The sequence below is a fragment of the Mesorhizobium sp. B3-1-9 genome (assembly GCF_006439595.1).
Taxonomy (GTDB): domain Bacteria; phylum Pseudomonadota; class Alphaproteobacteria; order Rhizobiales; family Rhizobiaceae; genus Mesorhizobium.
The window spans coordinates 179,853-200,053 of record NZ_VFTJ01000005.1 but is presented as its reverse complement, the minus strand read 5'-3'; the positions used below and the strand labels follow the sequence as shown (position 1 = coordinate 200,053).

At 63.8% G+C, this 20,201-nt stretch carries 20 protein-coding genes and 1 riboswitch; of the genes, 17 read left to right on the top strand and 3 right to left on the bottom strand.

All coding sequences use genetic code 11. The features are described from left to right. Positions 1–12: 12 nt before the first annotated feature. The 3 genes from cobW to FJW07_RS11440 all read right to left on the bottom strand — a co-directional run bounded on the left by cobW (position 13) and on the right by FJW07_RS11440 (position 2,950). Positions 13–1,050, bottom strand: coding sequence for a cobalamin biosynthesis protein CobW (cobW, locus tag FJW07_RS11450; protein ID WP_140856462.1), 1,038 nt, complete (start codon positions 1,048–1,050; stop codon positions 13–15). A gap of 2 nt (positions 1,051–1,052) precedes the next feature. After that, on the bottom strand, positions 1,053–1,478 hold the full coding sequence (locus FJW07_RS11445) for a DUF1636 family protein (RefSeq protein ID WP_140856460.1): 426 nt from the start codon (positions 1,476–1,478) through the stop codon (positions 1,053–1,055). 39 nt (positions 1,479–1,517) lie between these two features. Further along, positions 1,518–1,721, bottom strand: a riboswitch (cobalamin riboswitch). A gap of 29 nt (positions 1,722–1,750) precedes the next feature. Beyond that, complete coding sequence (locus tag FJW07_RS11440) at positions 1,751–2,950, bottom strand: winged helix-turn-helix domain-containing protein (protein ID WP_140856459.1); 1,200 nt, start codon at positions 2,948–2,950, stop codon at positions 1,751–1,753. Positions 2,951–3,283: 333 nt separating this feature from the next. On the opposite strand from FJW07_RS11440, the gene FJW07_RS11435 reads away from it, so the two are divergent. The 17 genes from FJW07_RS11435 to FJW07_RS11355 all read left to right on the top strand — a co-directional run bounded on the left by FJW07_RS11435 (position 3,284) and on the right by FJW07_RS11355 (position 20,190). Then, the gene (locus tag FJW07_RS11435; protein WP_140644309.1) at positions 3,284–3,649 is read left to right on the top strand and encodes an NADH-quinone oxidoreductase subunit A; all 366 of its coding nucleotides are present in this window, start codon (positions 3,284–3,286) and stop codon (positions 3,647–3,649) included. Then, on the top strand, positions 3,640–4,221 hold the full coding sequence (locus tag FJW07_RS11430) for an NADH-quinone oxidoreductase subunit B (RefSeq protein ID WP_015317338.1): 582 nt from the start codon (positions 3,640–3,642) through the stop codon (positions 4,219–4,221). The genes FJW07_RS11435 and FJW07_RS11430 overlap by 10 nt, the downstream gene beginning before the upstream one ends. Before the next feature lie 4 nt (positions 4,222–4,225). After that, positions 4,226–4,831: an NADH-quinone oxidoreductase subunit C gene (locus FJW07_RS11425; RefSeq protein ID WP_140856457.1), complete on the top strand. Its 606-nt coding sequence runs from the start codon at positions 4,226–4,228 to the stop codon at positions 4,829–4,831. Between the two features lie 9 nt (positions 4,832–4,840). Then, positions 4,841–6,031, top strand: a complete 1,191-nt coding sequence (locus FJW07_RS11420; RefSeq protein ID WP_140856455.1) for an NADH-quinone oxidoreductase subunit D — start codon at positions 4,841–4,843, stop codon at positions 6,029–6,031. Continuing rightward, entirely contained in the window at positions 6,032–7,348 is a 1,317-nt protein-coding gene (locus FJW07_RS11415) for an NADH-quinone oxidoreductase subunit E (RefSeq protein WP_140856453.1), read from the top strand. Positions 7,349–7,358: 10 nt separating this feature from the next. After that, the gene (gene nuoF, locus FJW07_RS11410) at positions 7,359–8,663 is read left to right on the top strand and encodes an NADH-quinone oxidoreductase subunit NuoF (protein WP_140856451.1); all 1,305 of its coding nucleotides are present in this window, start codon (positions 7,359–7,361) and stop codon (positions 8,661–8,663) included. 75 nt (positions 8,664–8,738) lie between these two features. Next, entirely contained in the window at positions 8,739–9,419 is a 681-nt protein-coding gene (locus tag FJW07_RS11405; protein ID WP_140856449.1) for an NADH-ubiquinone dehydrogenase, read from the top strand. Between the two features lie 73 nt (positions 9,420–9,492). Further along, positions 9,493–11,574, top strand: coding sequence for an NADH-quinone oxidoreductase subunit NuoG (gene nuoG, locus FJW07_RS11400; RefSeq protein ID WP_140856447.1), 2,082 nt, complete (start codon positions 9,493–9,495; stop codon positions 11,572–11,574). 2 nt (positions 11,575–11,576) lie between these two features. Then, positions 11,577–12,620: an NADH-quinone oxidoreductase subunit NuoH gene (nuoH, locus tag FJW07_RS11395; protein ID WP_140801721.1), complete on the top strand. Its 1,044-nt coding sequence runs from the start codon at positions 11,577–11,579 to the stop codon at positions 12,618–12,620. Then, positions 12,620–12,877, top strand: coding sequence for a hypothetical protein (locus FJW07_RS11390; protein ID WP_140653627.1), 258 nt, complete (start codon positions 12,620–12,622; stop codon positions 12,875–12,877). The genes nuoH and FJW07_RS11390 overlap by 1 nt, the downstream gene beginning before the upstream one ends. After that, complete coding sequence (gene nuoI / locus FJW07_RS11385; RefSeq protein WP_140856445.1) at positions 12,874–13,365, top strand: NADH-quinone oxidoreductase subunit NuoI; 492 nt, start codon at positions 12,874–12,876, stop codon at positions 13,363–13,365. Before FJW07_RS11390 ends, nuoI begins: the two co-directional genes overlap by 4 nt. A 127-nt stretch (positions 13,366–13,492) precedes the next feature. Next, positions 13,493–14,113 carry an NADH-quinone oxidoreductase subunit J gene (locus FJW07_RS11380; RefSeq protein WP_041007645.1) on the top strand — a complete coding sequence of 207 codons (621 nt, stop codon included), beginning with the start codon at positions 13,493–13,495 and terminating at the stop codon, positions 14,111–14,113. A 1-nt stretch (position 14,114) separates the two neighbouring features. Further along, the gene (nuoK, locus tag FJW07_RS11375; RefSeq protein ID WP_027168992.1) at positions 14,115–14,423 is read left to right on the top strand and encodes an NADH-quinone oxidoreductase subunit NuoK; all 309 of its coding nucleotides are present in this window, start codon (positions 14,115–14,117) and stop codon (positions 14,421–14,423) included. An 11-nt stretch (positions 14,424–14,434) separates the two neighbouring features. After that, the gene (nuoL, locus tag FJW07_RS11370) at positions 14,435–16,408 is read left to right on the top strand and encodes an NADH-quinone oxidoreductase subunit L (RefSeq protein WP_140856443.1); all 1,974 of its coding nucleotides are present in this window, start codon (positions 14,435–14,437) and stop codon (positions 16,406–16,408) included. After that, positions 16,408–17,913 carry an NADH-quinone oxidoreductase subunit M gene (locus FJW07_RS11365; RefSeq protein WP_140653623.1) on the top strand — a complete coding sequence of 502 codons (1,506 nt, stop codon included), beginning with the start codon at positions 16,408–16,410 and terminating at the stop codon, positions 17,911–17,913. The genes nuoL and FJW07_RS11365 overlap by 1 nt, the downstream gene beginning before the upstream one ends. Positions 17,914–17,927: 14 nt before the next feature. After that, positions 17,928–19,364 (top strand): NADH-quinone oxidoreductase subunit NuoN, encoded by a 1,437-nt coding sequence (gene nuoN / locus FJW07_RS11360; RefSeq protein ID WP_140856441.1) that lies wholly within the window; start codon positions 17,928–17,930, stop codon positions 19,362–19,364. 4 nt (positions 19,365–19,368) lie between these two features. Then, a complete protein-coding gene (locus FJW07_RS11355) occupies positions 19,369–20,190 on the top strand; it encodes a biotin--[acetyl-CoA-carboxylase] ligase (protein ID WP_140856439.1) in 822 nt (273 codons plus the stop codon). The last annotated feature ends 11 nt before the right edge of the window (positions 20,191–20,201 follow it).

Sequence of the window (20,201 nt, the reverse complement as noted above, 5' to 3'; positions counted from 1 at the left end):
TTGGTGTTGGTCTCAGCCGGCGAGGATACGTTCGATCGCCGGGCGGTTCAGCCCCTTGAGGCCGATGACGACGAGCCGCGAGCGGCGGTCGTCATCCGCCGTCCAGGCGCGGTCATAATAGTGGTTGACGCGCGGGCCAACGGCCTGGAGCAGGAGGCGCATCGGCTTGCCGCCGACCTCGACGAAACCTTTGACGCGCAGCACGTTTTCCTGCTCTGCGGCAAGGGCGACGCGATTGGCCAGCTCATCGGGGTTGGCAACCGACGGGATGTCGATGACGAAGGAATCGAAATCGTCATGCTCATGGTCGAGCTCGTCGTCGTGGTGCGTCTTGCGGTTCTCGATGTCGTCCTCGACGGCGAGCCCGAGGCCGAGCAGCACCGACGGGTCGACCTTGCCTTGCGCGGTCGGAACGATCTTCACGGCGCGCGCGACGTGCTTGCCGATGACGGCGTTGGCGCGCTGCGATCCGGCCGCATCCATCAGGTCGCTCTTCGACAGGATGATCAGGTCGGCGCAGGCAATCTGGTCCTCGAATACCTCTTCGACCGGATCGTCATGGTCGAGCGTCACGTCCGCGGCGCGCTGGGCCTGCAGGGCATCCATGTCGGAAGCGACGCGGCCGTCGGCCAGCGCCGGGCCATCAACAACGGCGAGGACCCCGTCGACCGTGACGCGGCTCTTCACCGTCGGCCACTGGAAGGCCTGGACCAGCGGCTTCGGCAGAGCGAGGCCGGAGGTCTCGATCAGGATGTGGTCGACCTTGGGGTTGAGCGACAGGATCTGGTCGAGCGCCGGCACGAAATCGTCGGCCACGGTGCAGCAGATGCAGCCATTGGCGAGCTCGACGATGTTTTCCTCTGGGCAGGTGTCGACGCCGCAGCCTTTCAGTATCTCGCCGTCGATGCCGACATCGCCGAACTCGTTGACGATGATCGCCAGCCGCTTGCCCTTGGCGTTCTCGAGCAGGTTGCGGATCAGCGTCGTCTTGCCGGCGCCGAGGAAGCCGGTGACGACGGTGCAGGGAACACGGGAAACGGAAGCGTTCATGGTCAGTCCTTCAGCATGTCGAGGGGAGGGATGCGGGCAACCAGGCCGCGCTTGAGGGAATCGGGCCGGCCGCGCCAGGGGATCAGGCCGTCGGTCGAGATGGCGAAGAGCTTTGCGCCGGCGATGAGGTCGGCGCCGCTGGTCGGGGTCAGATCGCCGAAGACATAGCTCCAGCAGCCGTCGCGCAGCAGCGCGGCGCTCAGCCGGCGCTTGCAATTGCCGAGGCATTCGACGGTGCGGATGCGGACGTTTTCACCGGAGGCGGCACGGCGCGTGTCTTCAGCCAGCAGCGCGCCGGGACGCGGATGGGCGTCCGAGCCGGTTTCGTCGCGGCAGGAGGAGCAGACGATGACGGTCACGCCGGCCAGCGCGTCGGGCTCGGACGAAATATCCGCACTATTTGCCGGGAAACTGCCGTTGCGATCCAAAACCAGGCTCCTTGCCCGGAAAACCCGCCGGGCATTCGGATACTTAAAGTCTCAGACGGCAGGTCTCCTGGCTCGCGAGTCGTCGCCTTGAAGGCCGCCTTCCCGGGAACATCCCAGTGGTTTTCGGCCGGGGCTCGTCGCTTACAGTTGCGGGGACAGCCGCGGATTTGGGCGTTGGCCCGCACCGCATTCCCTCTTGGCTCCTCCCTTTGCCGGGAGAAGACCGTCTGCGGCGGATTTAGGCTTATGGCCGGGTGCATGTCAACGCACGGCTACGACACCGCGATGTCGGCCAGCGCCGGCCCGAGGTCGCCGGCCGGCGTCACTTCGATCGCCTCCAGGCCGAGCCATGCCTGCATCTGCTTCAATTCGTCGAAGAGCTGGGCGACCGTTTCGGCGGGGGCGCCGGCCTCTGCAAAGGCGGCATGGACGCGCAGCACGCTCGCCGGCCGATCGGCTCGCAGATCGACACGGGCGACGATGCGGTCGCCAAGCAGGAAGGGCAGCACGTAGTAGCCGTATTGGCGCTTTTCGGCCGGCGTGTAGATCTCGATGCGGTAGCGGAAGCCGAAGAGTTTTTCCGTCCGGGTGCGCTCGAAGACGACGGGATCGAAGGGGGCGAGCAGGGCGCGGGCCTCTATCCGGCGTGGAAAGCGGGCGTCCTTGTGGAGATAGGCGGTCTTGTCCCAGCTCTCGACCTTCACAGGCAGCAGTTCGCCCGCTTCGACCAGTTCCTCGATGCGGTCTTTCGTATCGCCCGGCGCGAGACGAAAATAGTCGCGAAGGTCGCCATAGGTGGCGATGCCATGGGCGCGGGCCGAGATGCGCAGCAATTCGCGATGCGCGTCCTCGACCGAGGGTACCGGCAGGTCGAGTACGGCCTGCGGCAAAACGCGCTCGGGCAGGTCGTAATAGCGTTCGAAGCCGCGCCGGTAGGCGGTGGTGATGCGTCCGGCCCAGAACAGCCATTCGAAAGCGTGCTTGGCCTCGCTCCAGCCCCACCAGCCGCCATTGCCCTTGTGGCCTTCGATGTCGGACGCGGCGATCGGGCCGCGTTCGGCGACCTGCGCATAGATCTCGTCGATCATCGCCTTGCGCTCCCGGCCCCATTTCGCCAGGCCGAGATACATCTCGTCGCCCTGCTCGGCGCGCAGCATGCGCCAGCGCATCAAAGGGTAGGTTTCGACAGGCAGGAACGACGCCTCATGCGCCCAATACTCAAAGACCGCGCGCTTGCGGGTGACCGCGGCGTTGTCGAGCAGCGCAAGCGGGTAGGGGCCGAGGCGAGAATAGAGCGGCATATAATGAGCGCGCACCACAGCGCTGACGGAATCGATCTGCAACAGGCCGGTTCGTGAAAGCACGCGCGCAAGGTGGCGGCGATCCGGAACGCCGCCGGGCCTTGGGTCGTTGAACCCCTGTGCTCCGAGCGCAATGCGCCTCGCCATGGCCAGCGAAATCTTGTCCTTCATCGAGGCGCCCTTGCCCTGATCATTTGCCGGATTTTTAGCCGGTGATTCCGGCGATGCTAGCAGGCAAATGGCGGGAGATATGTCAGGAGAGAAAAGTGGAGTAAAAAGCGAAGGAAATCAAACAGGAGCGGATCGGACCAGTTTCTTCCGATAAGGCGTCCAGGGCCGCGATTTGAACAAGGTTTGACTTGCGTCACCGAAACCGCTGCGCTAACCCTCGCCGCGTTGCAGCATGGGCCCCTTAAAACGGTTCAGCGGTTAAACTGTCACGCTTCCGCATTAGAGTTCGTTGCTGTAATCAAAGTGAACTGCCCGCCTAAGGAAAGCCGCCGCATGAGCGCACTCCTGAGTTCATATCTGCCGATCGTCCTGTTCATCGCCGTGGCGCTGGTCGTCGGCCTTGCGCTGCTCATAGCGCCGTTCCTGGTGGCCTACCGCAATCCCGATCCGGAGAAGCTTTCCGCCTATGAATGCGGCTTCAACTCGTTTGACGACGCCCGTATGAAATTCGACATCCGCTTCTACCTGGTGTCGATCCTGTTCATCATCTTCGATCTCGAGGTCGCCTTCCTGTTCCCGTGGGCGGTCTCCTTCTCCAAGGTCGGCATGCTCGGCTTCTGGTCGATGATGGTGTTCCTGGCGGTGCTGACCATCGGCTTTGCCTATGAATGGAAAAAAGGAGCGCTGGAATGGGATTGAACGACAGTTCAGGCACCCTCGTCGCGCCGAAGCCCAAGGGCATCATTGACCCCAACACCGGCAGGCCGGTGGGGGAGGACGATCCCTTCTTCCTCGAAATCAACAATGAACTGGCCGACAAGGGTTTCCTTGTCACCTCGACCGAAGCGCTGATCACCTGGGCGCGCAGCGGCTCGCTGATGTTCATGACCTTCGGCCTCGCCTGCTGCGCGGTCGAGATGATCCACACCTCGATGCCGCGCTATGACTCGGAGCGCTTCGGCGTCGCGCCGCGCGCGTCGCCGCGCCAGTCCGACATCATGATCGTCGCCGGCACGCTGACCAACAAGATGGCGCCGGCGCTGCGCAAGGTCTACGACCAGATGCCGGAGCCGCGCTACGTCATCTCGATGGGCTCCTGCGCCAATGGCGGCGGCTATTACCACTATTCCTATTCGGTGGTGCGCGGCTGCGACCGCGTCGTGCCGGTCGACATCTATGTGCCCGGCTGCCCGCCGAGCGCGGAAGCGCTGCTCTACGGCATTCTCCTTCTGCAGAAGAAGATCCGCCGCACCGGCACGATCGAACGGTGAGCCGATGACCCAGGCGTTGAACGGACTCTCCACCTATCTCGGCGAGAAGCTCTCCGGCCGCATCGGCGAAGCCGTGCTTGCCTATGGCGAACTGACGGTTTCGGTTGAACCGGGCAATCTGATCGAGGTAGCGACCTTCCTGCGCGACGATCCACGCTGCCAGTTCATCTCGATCATCGACGTCTGCGGAGCGGACTACCCGTCGCGCGCTAGGCGCTTCGACGTCGTCTATCACCTATTGTCGCCGAAGCAGAATGTGCGCATCCGGCTCAAGGTCCAGGCGGACGAGGAGACGCTGGTGCCGTCGCTGACCGGCGTCTATCCCGGTGCCGACTGGTTCGAGCGCGAGACCTACGACCTTTACGGCGTGCTGTTTTCGGGCCATCCAGACCTGCGCCGCATTCTCACCGACTATGGTTTCGAGGGCCATCCGCTGCGCAAGGATTTCCCGCTGACCGGCTTCGTCGAGGTTCGTTACGACGACGAGGCCAAGCGGGTCATCTACGAGCCGGTCGAACTCAAGCAGGAATTCCGCAATTTTGATTTTCTTTCTCCTTGGGAAGGGACGGACTACGTCCTGCCCGGGGATGAAAAAGCCAAGACGAATTGAGGCGCCACAATGGCTGAAACCTCCGTCCGCAACTTCAACATCAACTTCGGTCCGCAGCACCCTGCGGCGCATGGCGTTTTGCGCCTGGTGCTGGAACTGGACGGCGAGGTGGTCGACCGCGTCGATCCGCATATCGGGCTGCTTCACCGCGGCACCGAAAAGCTGATCGAGGCCAAAACCTATCTGCAGGCCGTGCCTTATTTGGACCGGCTCGACTATTGCGCGCCGATGAACCAGGAGCATGCCTTCGCTTTGGCCGCCGAGCGGCTGCTCGGCATCGAGGTGCCGAAGCGCGGTCAGTTGATCCGCGTGCTCTATTCCGAGATGGGCCGCATCATGTCGCACATCCTCAATGTGACGACGCAGGCGATGGACGTCGGCGCGCTGACGCCGCCGCTGTGGGGCTTCGTCGAGCGCGAAAAGCTAATGGTGTTCTACGAGCGCGCCTCCGGCTCGCGCATGCATGCAGCCTATTTCCGGCCGGGCGGCGTGCACCAGGACCTGCCGCAGAAGCTGGTCGAGGATATCGGCAGGTGGATCGATCCGTTCCTGAAGTCGATCGACGATCTCGATGCGCTTTTGACCGGCAACCGCATCTTCAAGCAGCGCAATGTCGATATCGGCATCGTGTCGCTAGCCGACGCCTGGGCCTGGGGCTTTTCGGGCGTGATGGTGCGCGGCTCGGGCGCCGCCTGGGACCTGCGCAAGTCGCAGCCCTATGAATGCTATTCCGAGATGGATTTCGACATCCCGATCGGCAAGAACGGCGATTGCTACGACCGTTACCTGGTGCGCATGGAAGAGATGCGTCAGTCGGCCAGGATCATGCGCCAGTGCGTCGACCTCCTGCTCGGCAAGGATAGCGCCGGCCCGGTGTCTAACCTCGACGGCAAGGTGGTGCCGCCCAAGCGCCAGGCGATGAAGCGATCGATGGAAGCGCTCATCCACCACTTCAAGCTCTACACCGAGGGCTATCGCGTGCCGGCCGGCGAGGTGTATGCGGCCGTCGAGGCGCCGAAGGGCGAGTTCGGCGTCTACATGGTCTCCGACGGCACCAACAAGCCCTATCGCTGCAAGCTGCGCGCGCCCGGTTTCGCGCATCTGCAGGCCATGGACTTCCTGTGCCGCGGCCACATGCTGGCCGACGTCACCGCCGTGCTTGGCTCCCTCGACATCGTGTTTGGTGAGGTCGATCGCTAAATGTCAGTCCGCCGTCTCGCAGATGCCAGTGTCCAGCCAGCCTCCTTTGCCTTCAACAAGGCGAACGCGGCGGCGGCGCAGCAGTGGATCGCCAAATACCCGAAGGGGCGCGAACAGTCGGCTATCATCCCGTTGCTGATGATCGCGCAGGAGCAGGAAGGCTGGGTCACCAAGGCGGCGATCGAGACGATCTCCGACATGCTCGGCATGCCGCGCATCCGCGGCCTCGAAGTCGCGACCTTCTACACGCAGTACCAGCTCAATCCGGTCGGCACCCGCGCCCATATCCAGGTCTGCGGCACCACGCCCTGCATGCTGCGCGGCTCGGAAGCGCTGATGGATGTGTGCCGGTCAAAAATCCATCACGACCAGTTCCACACCAACGACAAGGGCACGCTGTCGTGGGAGGAGGTCGAATGCCTCGGCGCCTGCGTCAACGCGCCGATGGTCATGATCTTCAAGGACACGTTCGAGGACCTGACGCCCGAGCGGTTGGCAGAGATCATCGATCTCTACGATGCCGGCAAGGGCGCCGAGGTCAAGCCTGGACCGCAGAACGGCCGCCACGGCTCCGAGCCGGCCGGTGGCTTGAAGACGCTGACCAGCGAAAAGGCAATCCTGAAATCGACGCGTGACAAGGAAGCCAAGGCGGCGGCGAAAGCCGCCAAGGATGCCGCCGCGGCAGCACCGGCTGCTGCTCCTGCCGCGGCCCCGGTATCCACTGCGCCAGCAGCTTCGGCGCCGGCTGCCTCAGGCCCGGTTGCGCCGTCAAAATCCAGCAAGCCGAAGACCCATGCGGCTGAAACCAGCCCGGCGCTCAACACGCCGTCGCCGGTCAAGGTGGCCCCGGCCACCGAGAACGGCGCCAGCGTCAGGGCGCCGCGCCATTCGGCCGCCAACGCCAACCAGGCCGATCCGGAAGTCGAAGCGGTTTCCAAGCCACGCAGCGGGCCGAAGACAAAGGCCGAACCGGCCTCCGCTTTCAAGGCGCCGGAAACCAAGCAACCTGTCGCCAAGACGGCGAAACCTTCGCTCGACGACAAGAACCGGCCCGCCGGCATCGAGCGCCCGGCAACGGTCGACGATCTCAAGCTGATCTCCGGCGTCGGCCCGAAGATCGAAGGCACCCTGCATTCGTTGGGCATCTACACCTTCGCGCAGGTCGCCTCCTGGAAGAAGGCCGAGCGCGAATGGGTCGACGGCTATCTCAGCTTCCACGGCCGCATCGATCGCGACGACTGGGTGAAACAGGCCAAGGCGCTCGCCAAGGGCGGCGTCGCCGAATACATCCGCGTCTTCGGCAAGAAGCCGGTCTGAGGGACGAAAAATGCTTCAGGACAAAGACCGCATCTTCACCAACATCTACGGCCTCTTCGACACGTCGCTGGCCGGCGCGCAGTCGCGCGGCATCTGGGACGATACGCCCGGCCTCATCGCCAAGGGGCGCGACTGGATCGTCAACGAAATGAAGGCGTCCGGCCTGCGCGGCCGTGGCGGCGCCGGCTTCCCGACCGGATTGAAATGGTCGTTCATGCCGAAGCAGAGCGACGGCCGGCCAAGCTATCTCGTCATCAACGCCGATGAATCCGAGCCCGGCACCTGCAAGGACCGCGATATCCTGCGCAACGATCCGCACACGCTGGTCGAGGGCGCGCTGGTCGCCGGCTTCGCCATGGGCGCGATCGCCGCCTACATCTATGTGCGCGGCGAGTTCATCCGCGAGCGCGAGGCGCTGCAGCGCGCCATCGACGAGGCTTACGCGGCCAAGCTGATCGGCAAGAACAACACGTCCGGCTACGACTTCGACGTCTACATGCATCACGGCGCCGGCGCCTATATCTGCGGCGAGGAGACGGCGCTGCTCGAAAGCCTGGAAGGCAAGAAGGGCCAACCGCGGCTGAAGCCGCCATTCCCGGCCAATGTCGGCCTCTATGGCTGCCCGACCACCGTCAACAACGTCGAGTCGATCGCGGTGGCGCCGACCATCCTGCGCCGCGGCGCCGCCTGGTTCTCGTCCTTCGGCCGCCCGAACAATGCCGGCACCAAGCTGTTCTGCGTGTCGGGCCATGTCAACAATCCGTGCACTTTCGAAGAGGCGATGTCGATCCCGTTCCGCGAGCTGATCGAGGAGCATTGCGGCGGCATCCGCGGCGGCTGGGACAATCTGCTCGCGGTCATCCCGGGCGGCGCTTCGGTGCCGCTGGTGCCGGCCGAGCAGATCATGGACGCGCCGATGGATTTCGATGCGCTGCGCGACCTCAAATCCGGCCTCGGCACGGCGGCTGTCATCGTCATGGACAAGTCGACGGATATCGTGAAGGCGATCGCCAGGCTTTCCTACTTCTACAAGCATGAGAGCTGCGGCCAGTGCACGCCGTGCCGCGAAGGCACCGGCTGGATGTGGCGGGTCATGGAGCGTCTGGTGCGCGGCGAGGCGCAGAAGCGCGAGATCGACATGCTGCTCGACGTTACCAAGCAGGTCGAAGGTCACACGATCTGCGCGCTGGGCGACGCGGCGGCCTGGCCGATCCAGGGCCTGATGCGGCATTTCCGCGGCGAGGTGGAACGCCGCATCGACGAGTTTTCACGCAACGCGCACCGGGCCGAGCCGGTGATGGTCGCGGCGGAATAAGACTTCGAAATACGGGCTTGGCCCGAAGACTAAAAAACTGGGGCGGGCACACGAAGAAACGACCAGGAGATTTCTATGGCGCCGTATTCGATACCCTACCCGTTCATGCCTGATTTGGACCAACTCGAGAAGATGAACCAGGACCTGACCAAGATGATGCCGAAGGAGATGGCCAGCGCCGTCAACCTTCTGGCGCATCCGGTCGCGGGTGCCGCGGCGATGTCGGCGCTCAGCATCGGTCTCGCCAACCATGCCGTCGGCATGTGGATGGGCGCCTTCACCGGCGCGCTGGAAGCTTCGCAGCGCATGTTCCAGCCGTTCCTCGACGATCTCGAGGCGCAGAGCGAAGCGGCCACCAACGCGTCCAAGGCGCGCAAGGCGACCGAGACCCTGATCGCCAGGGCGCAGACCTTCGCCAGGGACGTGACCGACATCGCGGCGAACGCGACCGAGAAGGCGCTCGATGCGACCGGGGCCGATATTGTCGCCCAACCGGCGGCGACCGGGCTGATGCCCGAGGATTTCAGGCAGCCGAAGGCCGTCGACAAGCCGGCGAAGCCTTCGGACCTGAAGGCGATTTCGGGCATCGGACCGAAACTGGAGAAGGTGCTCAACGGTCTCGGCATCTGGACTTATGACCAGATCGCCGCCTGGACGTCGGAAGAGATCGCCTGGGTGGAAGATTATCTGTCGCTCGCCGGCCGCATCGGCCGCGACGACTGGACTGCGCAAGCGGCGGCGCTCGCGGCCAAGTGAATTGAAATACCGGGCGCGGCTCAAGCCGCGCCCGGAAAGATAGATTGCGGACATCCGCAGGGATTTGAGGCGAATGGCAAAGCTAAAGGTCGACGGGAAAGAGATCACGGTACCCGACCATTACACGCTGCTGCAGGCGGCCGAGGACGCCGGCGCCGAAGTGCCGCGCTTCTGCTTCCACGAGCGGCTGTCGATCGCCGGCAATTGCCGCATGTGCCTGATCGAGGTGAAGGGCGGTCCGCCCAAGCCGCAGGCGTCCTGCGCCATGGGCGTGCGCGACCTGCGTCCCGGCCCGAATGGCGAGCCGCCGGAAATCTTCACCAACACGCCGATGGTCAAGAAGGCCCGCGAAGGCGTGATGGAATTCCTGCTGATCAACCATCCGCTCGATTGCCCGATCTGCGATCAGGGCGGCGAGTGCGACCTGCAGGACCAGGCGATGGCGTTCGGCGTCGATTCCTCGCGCTATCACGAGAACAAGCGGGCGGTCGAAGACAAGTATATCGGCCCGCTGGTCAAGACGGTGATGAACCGCTGCATCCACTGCACGCGCTGCGTCCGCTTCACCACCGAGGTCGCAGGCATTTCCGAGCTCGGGCTGATCGGCCGCGGCGAGGATGCCGAGATCACCACCTATCTCGAACAGGCGATGACCTCCGAGCTGCAGGGCAATGTCATCGACCTTTGCCCGGTCGGCGCGCTGACCTCAAAGCCGTTCGCGTTCCAGGCGCGGCCGTGGGAACTGACCAAGACGGAATCGATCGACGTCATGGATGCCGTCGGCTCGGCGATCCGCGTCGACTCCAGAGGGCGCGAGGTGATGCGCATCCTGCCGCGCGTCAACGAGGCGGTGAACGAGGAGTGGATTTCCGACAAGACCCGCTTCATCTGGGACGGCCTGCGCACGCAGCGCCTCGACCGCCCCTATGTGCGCAAGAACGGCAAGCTGGCACCGGCAAGCTGGGCGGAAGCCTTCGCCGCCATCAAGGACGAGGTGGGCAAGGCGGCGCCCGAGCGGATCGGCGCGATCGCCGGCGACCTCGCGGCGGTCGAGGAAATCTACGCGCTCAAGCTTTTGATGGCGGCGCTCGGCTCGAAGAACATCGACTGCCGCCAGGATGGTGCCGCGCTCGATCCGTCGCTCGGCCGCGCCAGCTACATCTTCAATCCGACCATCGAAGGCATCGAGCAGGCCGACGCGGTGCTGATCATCGGCGCCAATCCGCGCTTCGAGGCCTCGGTGCTCAACGCCCGCATCCGCAAGCGCTGGCGCGTCGGCAACCTGCCGGTCGGCGTGATCGGCGAGATCGGCGACACCCGCTATGACTATGAGTTGATCGGCGCCGGCCCCGAATCCCTGAAGGGCCTGGCCGACGGCAACGGCAAATTCTTCGAGGTGCTGAGCAAGGCCACGCATCCGCTGATCATCGTCGGCCAGGGCGCGCTGGCGCGCACGGACGGCGCGGCGGTGCTCGGCCAGGCGGCAAAGCTCGCGGCCGCCGTCAACGCGGTCACCGCCGACTGGAACGGTTTTGCGGTGCTGCACAACGCCGCGGCAAGAGTCGGCGGCCTCGATGTCGGCTTCGTGCCGGGCGAGGGCGGCAAGGATGTCGCCGGCATGCTGGGCGATACCGATGTGCTGTTCCTGCTCGGCGCCGACGAGATCGACATGGCCAGGACCGGCGGCGCCTTCGTCGTCTATATCGGCACGCATGGCGATGCCGGCGCGCATCGCGCCAAGGTCATCCTGCCGGCCGCCGCCTATACCGAGAAGTCCGGCACCTATGTCAACACGGAAGGCCGCGTGCAGCAGACCAACCGCGCCGGCTTCGCCCCTGGCGAGGCGCGCGAGGACTGGGCGATCCTGCGGGCGCTCTCCGACGTGCTTGGCAAGAAGCTGCCCTTCGATTCGCTGGCGCAGTTGCGCGCCAAGCTCTATGGCGAATTCCCGCATCTCGCCCGCATCGACCAGGTGCAGGCGGGCAGCGGCGACGACATCGCCAAGGTGGCGAAGCTCGGCGGCCGCCTGAACAAGGGCACTTTCACCTCGCCGGTGAAGGACTTTTATCTCACCAACCCGATCGCGCGGGCGTCGGCCGTGATGGCCGAGTGCTCGGCGCTGGCCAAGAGCGGCTTCAAGCAGGCGGCGGAATAAGCATGGAAACCTTCTTCTCCTTCTACGTGCTGCCGGCGCTGCTGATCCTTCTGAAGTCGGTCGTGCTGATCGTCGTGCTTCTGATCGGCGTCGCTTACCTGCTCTATGCCGACCGCAAGATCTGGGCAGCGGTGCAATTGCGTCGTGGGCCGAACGTCGTCGGTCCGTGGGGAACGCTGCAGGCCTTTGCCGACCTTCTGAAATTCGTCTTCAAGGAGCCGGTGATCCCGTCGGGCGCCAACAAGGGCGTGTTCCTTCTGGCGCCGCTGGTGTCGGCGGTGCTGGCGATCTCGGCCTGGGCGGTCATTCCGGTCAACGAGGGATGGGCGATCGCCAACATCAATGTCGGCATCCTCTATGTCTTCGCCATCTCCTCGCTCGAGGTCTACGGCGTGATCATGGGCGGCTGGGCCTCGAACTCCAAATACCCGTTCCTCGGCGCGCTGCGCTCGGCCGCGCAGATGGTGTCCTACGAAGTCTCGATCGGCTTCGTCATCGTCACCGTGCTGCTCTGCGTCGGCTCGCTCAACCTCTCCGACATCGTCATGTCGCAGCAGGACGGTCTCGGCACCAAGCTCGGCCTGCCCAACACCTTCCTCGACTGGCACTGGCTGTCGCTGCTGCCGATGTTCGTGGTGTTCTTCATCTCTGCGCTGGCCGAGACCAACCGCCCGCCTTTCGATCTTGTGGAGGCGGAATCGGAACTCGTCGCCGGCCATATGGTTGAATATTCGTCGACGCCGTTCCTGCTCTTCTTCCTCGGCGAGTATGTCGCCGTCGTCCTGATGTGCGCGCTGGCGACCATCCTGTTCCTCGGCGGTTGGCTGCCCCCGTTCAACTTCGCGCCCTTCACCTGGGTACCGGGCGTTATCTGGTTCGTGCTGAAGATCTGCCTGATGTTCTTCATGTTCTCGATGGTGAAGGCTTTCGTGCCGCGCTACCGCTACGACCAGCTGATGCGGCTGGGCTGGAAAGTATTCCTGCCGATCTCGCTGTTCATGGTCGTGGCCACCGCGGCCTTCCTCAAGATCACAGGGTTTGCGTGATGGGCGATATCTCCGCAGGTTTTGTGGGAGCTGTTGCTGGCTTACTTGTTGCCTTTCTCGGCAATGTTGTTGTGCTGCCTTACGTGTTGCGACAGCAGGGACAGAGGATCTCCGCAAATTATCAAGTTCCCGTATTTGGTTGGGACATGCGGAAAGTGGCGTCGCTCACGCGAGTTGCGTATCGCTTTATGATGCCGATCCTGTTCGGGTTTGTTGGCGCTGTCGCCGCAATTCAATTATTTGGGGGTGCTGAATGAGTGCTCTGGCCCAGGCCGCAAAGTCGCTGCTGCTGAAGGATTTCGTCAGCGCCTTCTTCCTTTCGATGCGCCAGTTCTTCGCGCCGAAGGAAACGATCAACTATCCGCATGAGAAGGGGCCGACCAGCCCGCGCTTCCGTGGCGAGCATGCGCTGCGCCGTTACCCGAACGGCGAGGAACGCTGCATCGCCTGCAAGCTCTGCGAAGCGATCTGCCCGGCGCAGGCCATCACCATCGAAGCCGGGCCGCGCCGCAATGACGGCACGCGCCGCGCCGTGCGCTACGACATCGACATGGTGAAATGCATCTATTGCGGCTTCTGCCAGGAAGCCTGCCCCGTCGACGCCATCGTCGAGGGGCCGAATTTCGAATTCGCGACCGAGACGCGCGAGGAGCTTTACTACAACAAGGAAAAGCTGCTGGCGAACGGCGATCGCTGGGAGCGGGAGCTGGCGCGCAACATCGCGCTCGACTCGCCCTATCGCTGACATTTGACGCATGGACGGGGCGAGGGGCCTCGTCTAAGGAACACGCGGCTTCGCTACCGGAGGCGGAACGAAGCCACAGACAATGGAGAGGGCGAATGTCCAATCCGACAGGAACCCGGGGGAACCCATGCTGAGTGGATTAGAGGCGGCCTTTTTCTACCTCTTCGCCTTTATCGCCGTGGCGTCGGCCTTCATGGTCATTTCGTCGCGCAACCCCGTGCATTCCGTGCTGTTCCTGATCCTCACCTTCTTCAACGCCGCCGGCCTGTTCATGCTGACCGGCGCCGAGTTCCTGGCGATGATCCTGCTCGTCGTCTATGTCGGCGCGGTGATGGTGCTGTTCCTGTTCGTCGTCATGATGCTCGACGTCGACTTCGCCGAGATGAAGCAGGGCGCGCTGCAATATGCGCCGATCGGCGCGCTGGTCGGGCTGATCCTGGCGGCGGAACTGATCATAGTGCTCGGCGGCTACACATTCGCGCCGCAGCTTGCCTCGACCGTCGCCAAGGCAACGCCGGATCTCGCCACGCGCTCCAACACGGCGGCGCTCGGCGACATCCTCTATACGGACTACCTCTATTATTTCCAGATTTCCGGCCTGGTGCTGCTGGTCGCCATGATCGGCGCCATCGTCTTGACGCTGCGCCACAAGGAAGGCGTCAAGCGGCAGTCGATCGCCGCGCAGGTCGGCCGCACGCCGGCGACGGGCATGGAAATCCGCAAGGTCAAATCGGGCGAGGGCATCTGAGATGGTCGTCGGCATTGCACATTATCTGACCGTATCGGCGATCCTGTTCACGCTCGGCGTGTTCGGCATCTTCCTGAACCGCCGCAACATCATCGTCATCCTGATGTCGATCGAGCTTATCCTGCTTGCGGTCAACATCAACTTCGTCGCTTTCTCGGCGGCGCTGCATGACCTCGTCGGACAGGTGTTCGCCCTGTTCGTGCTGACGGTCGCAGCCGCTGAAGCCGCGATCGGTCTTGCCATTCTTGTCGTCTTCTTCCGCAACCGCGGCTCGATCGCGGTCGAAGACGTGAGCGCGATGAAGGGTTGACGGGAACCACCATGTATCAGGCTATCGTCTTCCTTCCGCTGCTTGGCTTCCTGATTGTCGGCCTGTTCGGCAATTCGCTTGGCGCCAAGGCTTCCGAATACATCACCTCCGGCTTCCTGGTGATCGCGGCTGTGCTGTCGTGGATCGCCTTCTTCAGCGTCGGCTTCGGCCATGGCGAGGTGTTCACCGTGCCGGTGCTGCGCTGGATCCAGTCGGGCGGCATCGACGCGTCGTGGGCGCTCAGGATCGATACGCTGACGGTGGTGATGCTGGTCGTCGTCAACACGGTGTCGGCGCTGGTTCACATCTATTCGATCGGCTACATGCACCACGATCCGAACCGTCCGCGCTTCTTTGCCTATCTGTCGCTGTTCACCTTCGCGATGCTGATGCTGGTGACGGCCGATAACCTCATCCAGATGTTCTTCGGCTGGGAGGGCGTCGGTCTCGCCTCCTATCTCTTGATCGGCTTCTGGTACAAGAAGCCGTCAGCCAATGCGGCGGCGATCAAGGCTTTCGTCGTCAACCGCGTCGGCGACTTCGGCTTCGCGCTCGGCATTTTCGGCGTCTTCGTGCTGTTCGGCTCGGTCAATCTCGGCACCATCTTCGCCAATGCGGCCTCCTTCCTGCCGGCCGAAGGCGCGCCGGCGGGCGCTGCCGTGCTCACTTTCCTCGGCCACGCGCTCGACAAGCAGTCGGCGCTGACCGTGGTCTGCCTGCTGCTCTTCATGGGCGCCATGGGCAAGTCGGCGCAGGTGCCGCTGCACACCTGGCTGCCGGACGCCATGGAAGGCCCGACGCCGGTCTCCGCGCTCATCCACGCGGCGACCATGGTGACCGCCGGCGTGTTCATGCTAGCAAGGCTCTCGCCGCTGTTCGAGCTGTCGCATACGGCTCTGACCGTTGTCACCTTCATCGGCGCCTTCACCGCCTTCTTCGCGGCGACGGTCGGCCTGGTCCAGAACGACATCAAGCGCGTCATAGCCTATTCGACCTGCTCGCAGCTCGGCTATATGTTCGTGGCGCTCGGCGTCGGCGCTTATGGCGCGGCGATCTTCCACCTGTTCACGCACGCGTTCTTCAAGGCGCTGCTGTTCCTCGGCTCCGGCTCGGTCATCCACGCTGTCTCCGACGAGCAGGACATGCGCAAGATGGGCGGCCTTCGCAATCTGATCCCGAAGACTTACTGGATGATGGTCATCGGCACGCTGGCGCTGACCGGCGTCGGCATTCCGGCGACGGTGATCGGCACCGCCGGCTTCTTCTCCAAGGACGCCATCATCGAAACCTCCTTCGCCAGCCACAATGCGGTCGCCGGCTTCGCCTTTATCCTGCTGGTGGTCGCCGCCTGCTTCACCAGCTTCTACTCCTGGCGCTTGATCTTCATGACCTTCCACGGCGAGCCGCGCGCCAGCCACGAGGTCATGCACCATGTCCATGAATCGCCGCCTGTGATGCTGGTGCCGCTCTATGTGCTGGCCGCCGGCGCGCTGTTCGCGGGTATCATCTTCCACGGCGCTTTCATCGGCGAAGGCTATGGCGAGTTCTGGAAGGCGTCGTTGTTCACGCTGCCGGACAACCACATCCTGCACGAGATCCACGAATTGCCGTTGTGGGTGGAGTTGGCGCCGTTCGTCGCCATGGTGATCGGCCTGCTGGTCGCCTGGCAGTTCTATATCCGCAAGCCGGAGGCGCCGAAGGAACTGGCGGCTAACCATCGCGGCCTTTACGGCTTCCTGCTCAACAAGTGGTATTTCGACGAGCTCTACGATTTCCTGTTCGTGCAGCCGGCCAAGCGCCTCGGCCGCTTCCTGTGGAAGACCGGTGACGGCACGATCATCGACGGTCTCGGCCCGGACGGCATCTCGGCGCGCGTCGTCGACGTCACCAACCGGGTCGTCAAGCTGCAGACCGGCTACCTCTATCACTACGCCTTCGCCATGCTGATCGGCGTGGCCGCTCTCGTCACCTGGATGATGCTCTGATGACCGACTGGCCAATCCTCTCGCTGGTCACCTTCCTGCCGCTGGTTGGTGTTCTGCTCATTCTGTTCATCGACGATGACAATGAGAACGCGCGCCGCAACATCCGCGCCATCGCTTTCATCACGACGGCGTTCACCTTCGTCATCTCGCTGTTCATCTGGACGGGCTTCGACAATTCGCAGGCCGGCTTCCAGTTCGTCGAGAAGCACGCCTGGCTGGATTCGGGCATCTCCTACCACATGGGCGTCGACGGCATTTCGATGCTGTTCGTCATCCTGACCACCTTCCTGATGCCGTTCTGCATCCTGGCCTCCTGGGAAGCGATCGAGAAGCGGGTCAAGGCCTATATGATCGCCTTCCTGATCCTCGAGACGCTGATGATCGGCGTGTTCTGCGCGCTCGACATCGTCTTGTTCTACGTCTTCTTCGAGGCCGGCCTGATCCCGATGTTCATCATCATCGGCGTCTGGGGCGGCAAGCGCCGTGTCTATGCCTCGTTCAAGTTCTTCCTCTATACGCTCGCCGGCTCGGTGCTGATGCTGCTCGCCATCATGGCGATGTTCTTCCAGTCGGGCACCACCGATATCCCGACCCTTTTGACGCATAATTTCCCGGCCAGCATGCAGACCTGGCTGTGGCTCGCCTTCTTCGCCTCCTTCGCGGTGAAGATGCCGATGTGGCCGGTGCACACCTGGCTGCCCGACGCCCACGTCGAGGCGCCGACCGCCGGTTCGGTCATCCTGGCCGGCATCCTCCTGAAGATGGGAGGATACGGCTTCCTGCGCTTCTCGCTGCCGATGTTCCCGGAGGCATCGGCGATGTTCGCGCCGCTGGTGTTCACGCTCTCGGTCGTTGCCATCATCTACACCTCGCTGGTGGCGCTGATGCAGGAGGACATGAAGAAGCTGATCGCCTATTCGTCGGTAGCCCACATGGGCTTCGTCACCATGGGCATCTTCGCGATGAACCAGGAAGGCGTGCAGGGCGCGATCTTCCAGATGCTCAGCCACGGCCTCGTCTCGGGCGCGCTGTTCCTGTGCGTCGGCGTCATCTACGACCGCATGCATACGCGCGAGATCGACGCCTATGGCGGCCTCGTCAACAACATGCCGAAATACGCGACCGTGTTCATGATCTTCACCATGGCCAATGTCGGCCTGCCGGGCACCAGCGGCTTCATCGGCGAATTCCTGACCATGCTCGGCGTGTTCAAGGTCAACACCTGGGTGGCGTTCTTCGCCGCCACCGGCGTTATCCTGTCGGCGGCCTATGCGCTGTGGCTCTATCGCCGGGTGATCTTCGGTGCGCTGACCAAGGACAGCCTGAAGAACCTGCTCGATCTGTCGCCGCGCGAGAAGGCGATCGTCTATCCGCTGGTGGTGCTGGTGATCTTCTTCGGCGTCTACCCGGCGCCGGTGTTCGACGCGACGGCCGCTTCGGTCAAGACGCTCGTCACCAACGTCACCGCATCCATCAATTCCGCGCAGACCGCGGCGGCGAACTGACTGGGGAATAGACCATGACGCCGGACCTTCTCTCCAGCCTTTCGCTCTCGACGCCGGAACTGATCCTGGCCGTCGGCGCGCTGGTGCTCCTGATGATCGGAGCCTATTCGCGCTCCAACAACACCACGACCGTGACCGGCCTGGCCGTGCTCGTGCTGGTGGTGGCCGGCCTGTGGCTCGCTTTCTCCGGCGGACGGGGAGCCGCCTTTGGCGGCGCCTTCGTGCAGGATTCCTTCAGCGCCTTCATGAAGATGCTGGCACTGATCGGCTCGGCGGTGACGCTGGTCATGTCGATGCGCTTCGCGCGCCAGGAGCATTTCGACAAGTTCGAATTCCCGGTTCTTATCCTGCTCTGCACGCTCGGCATGATGCTGATGATCTCGGCCAACGGCATGATTGGGCTCTATCTCGGGCTCGAGCTGCAGTCGCTGGCGATCTACGTGCTCGCGGCGATCAACCGCGACAATCTGCGTTCGACCGAGGCGGGCCTGAAATATTTCGTCCTCGGCGCGCTGTCGTCGGGCATGCTGCTCTACGGCATCAGCCTCGTCTACGGCTACACCGGCAACACCGGCTTCCAGGAGATCGCGACGGCGCTCTCCAGCGGCGAGCGCCAGCTCGGTCTCGTCTTCGGCCTGGTGTTCGTGCTCGCCGGCCTTGCCTTCAAGATCTCGGCCGTGCCGTTCCATATGTGGACGCCTGACGTCTACGAAGGCGCACCGACGCCGATCACCGCCTTCCTGGCCGCCGCGCCGAAAATGGCGGCGATGGCGCTGATCGTGCGCGTCACCATGGGCGCCTTCAAGCCGATCGCTTCGGACTGGCAGCAGATCGTCGTCTTCATCTCGATCGCCTCGATGGCGCTCGGCGCCTTCGCGGCCATCGGCCAGACCAACATCAAGCGCCTGATGGCCTATTCCTCGATCGGCCATATGGGCTATGCGCTGGTCGGCCTTGCCGCCAACAGCCAGGCCGGCGTGCGCGGCGTCGCCATCTACATGCTGATCTATCTGGTGATGACGCTCGGCACCTTCGCCTTCATCCTCGCCATGCGGCGCAAGGAGGGCAATGTCGAGCAGATCAGCGATCTCGCCGGCCTGTCCTCGACCAACCCGATCATGGCCACCATTCTCACCATCCTGATGTTCTCGCTGGCCGGTATTCCGCCGCTCGCGGGTTTCTGGGGGAAGTGGTACGTGTTTCTGGCCGCCATCAACGCGCATCTCTACGCGCTGGCGATCATCGGCGTGCTGGCCTCGGTGGTGGGCGCCTACTACTATCTGCGCATCATCAAGATCATGTGGTTCGACGAGCCGGTCGGCGGTTTCGTGCCGATGGCCAGCGAGCTGCGCCTTGTGCTCGGCGTCAGCGGCGCCTTCGTGCTGTTCTATGTGCTGATCGGCGGGCCGATCGGCAATTATGCCGAAGCCGCCGCCAAGACCTTCTTCTGACGGGATGGCATTTCGACTGGCTCCAACCGCGGCGTCGGAGGGGTTCCGGCTCGAAGCGCATGACAGCGTCGGCTCGACCAACGCGCTGGCGCTGGAACGCGCGCGCGCCGGCGATCCCGGCAAGCTCTGGGTCGTTTCGAAGAAGCAGGAAAGCGGCCGCGGCCGCCGTGGCCGTGTCTGGGCCACGCCCGAAGGCAATCTCGCGGCGACGCTGCTTCTGGTTCCGGGCGGCGAGCTGCGGCTTGCCGCGACGCTCGGCTTCGTCGCGGGGCTGGCGCTGGCCGACGCGCTCGACGCCGTCGTGCCGAAAGGCCGGATCGCCGTCGCCGTTGACGGCGCGAGCCAGGGCCGCAACCGCTTCGAGCTGAAATGGCCGAACGACGTGCTGGCCTCGGGCGCCAAGCTTGCCGGCATATTGCTGGAATCGACGATGCTGGAAGGCGGCCGCTTCGCGGTTGCGGTCGGCATCGGCGTCAATGTCGTGGCCTACCCGGAAGATTTGCCTTATCCGGCGACATCGCTGCAGGCATTGGGTGCGCAGTGCGACGCCGAAACCCTGTTCCTGGCGCTTTCGGATGCCTGGAGCGAGAATGCCCGGCTGTGGGATGACGGGCGCGGGCTCGATGCCATCAGAAAGCGCTGGCTTGGCCGCGCAGCGGGCCTCGGCGGCGAGGTTGCTGTCAGAATTGACGGCAATGTGGTGCGCGGCGTCTTCGAGACCATTGACGAGGACTGCCGTTTCGTGATCCGCGACGATGAGGGATCGGTTTTGACGATCGCGGCCGGCGACGTGCATTTCGGCGCTGTCGCCTCGGCCCGGGTATAATTTTGTTTTGC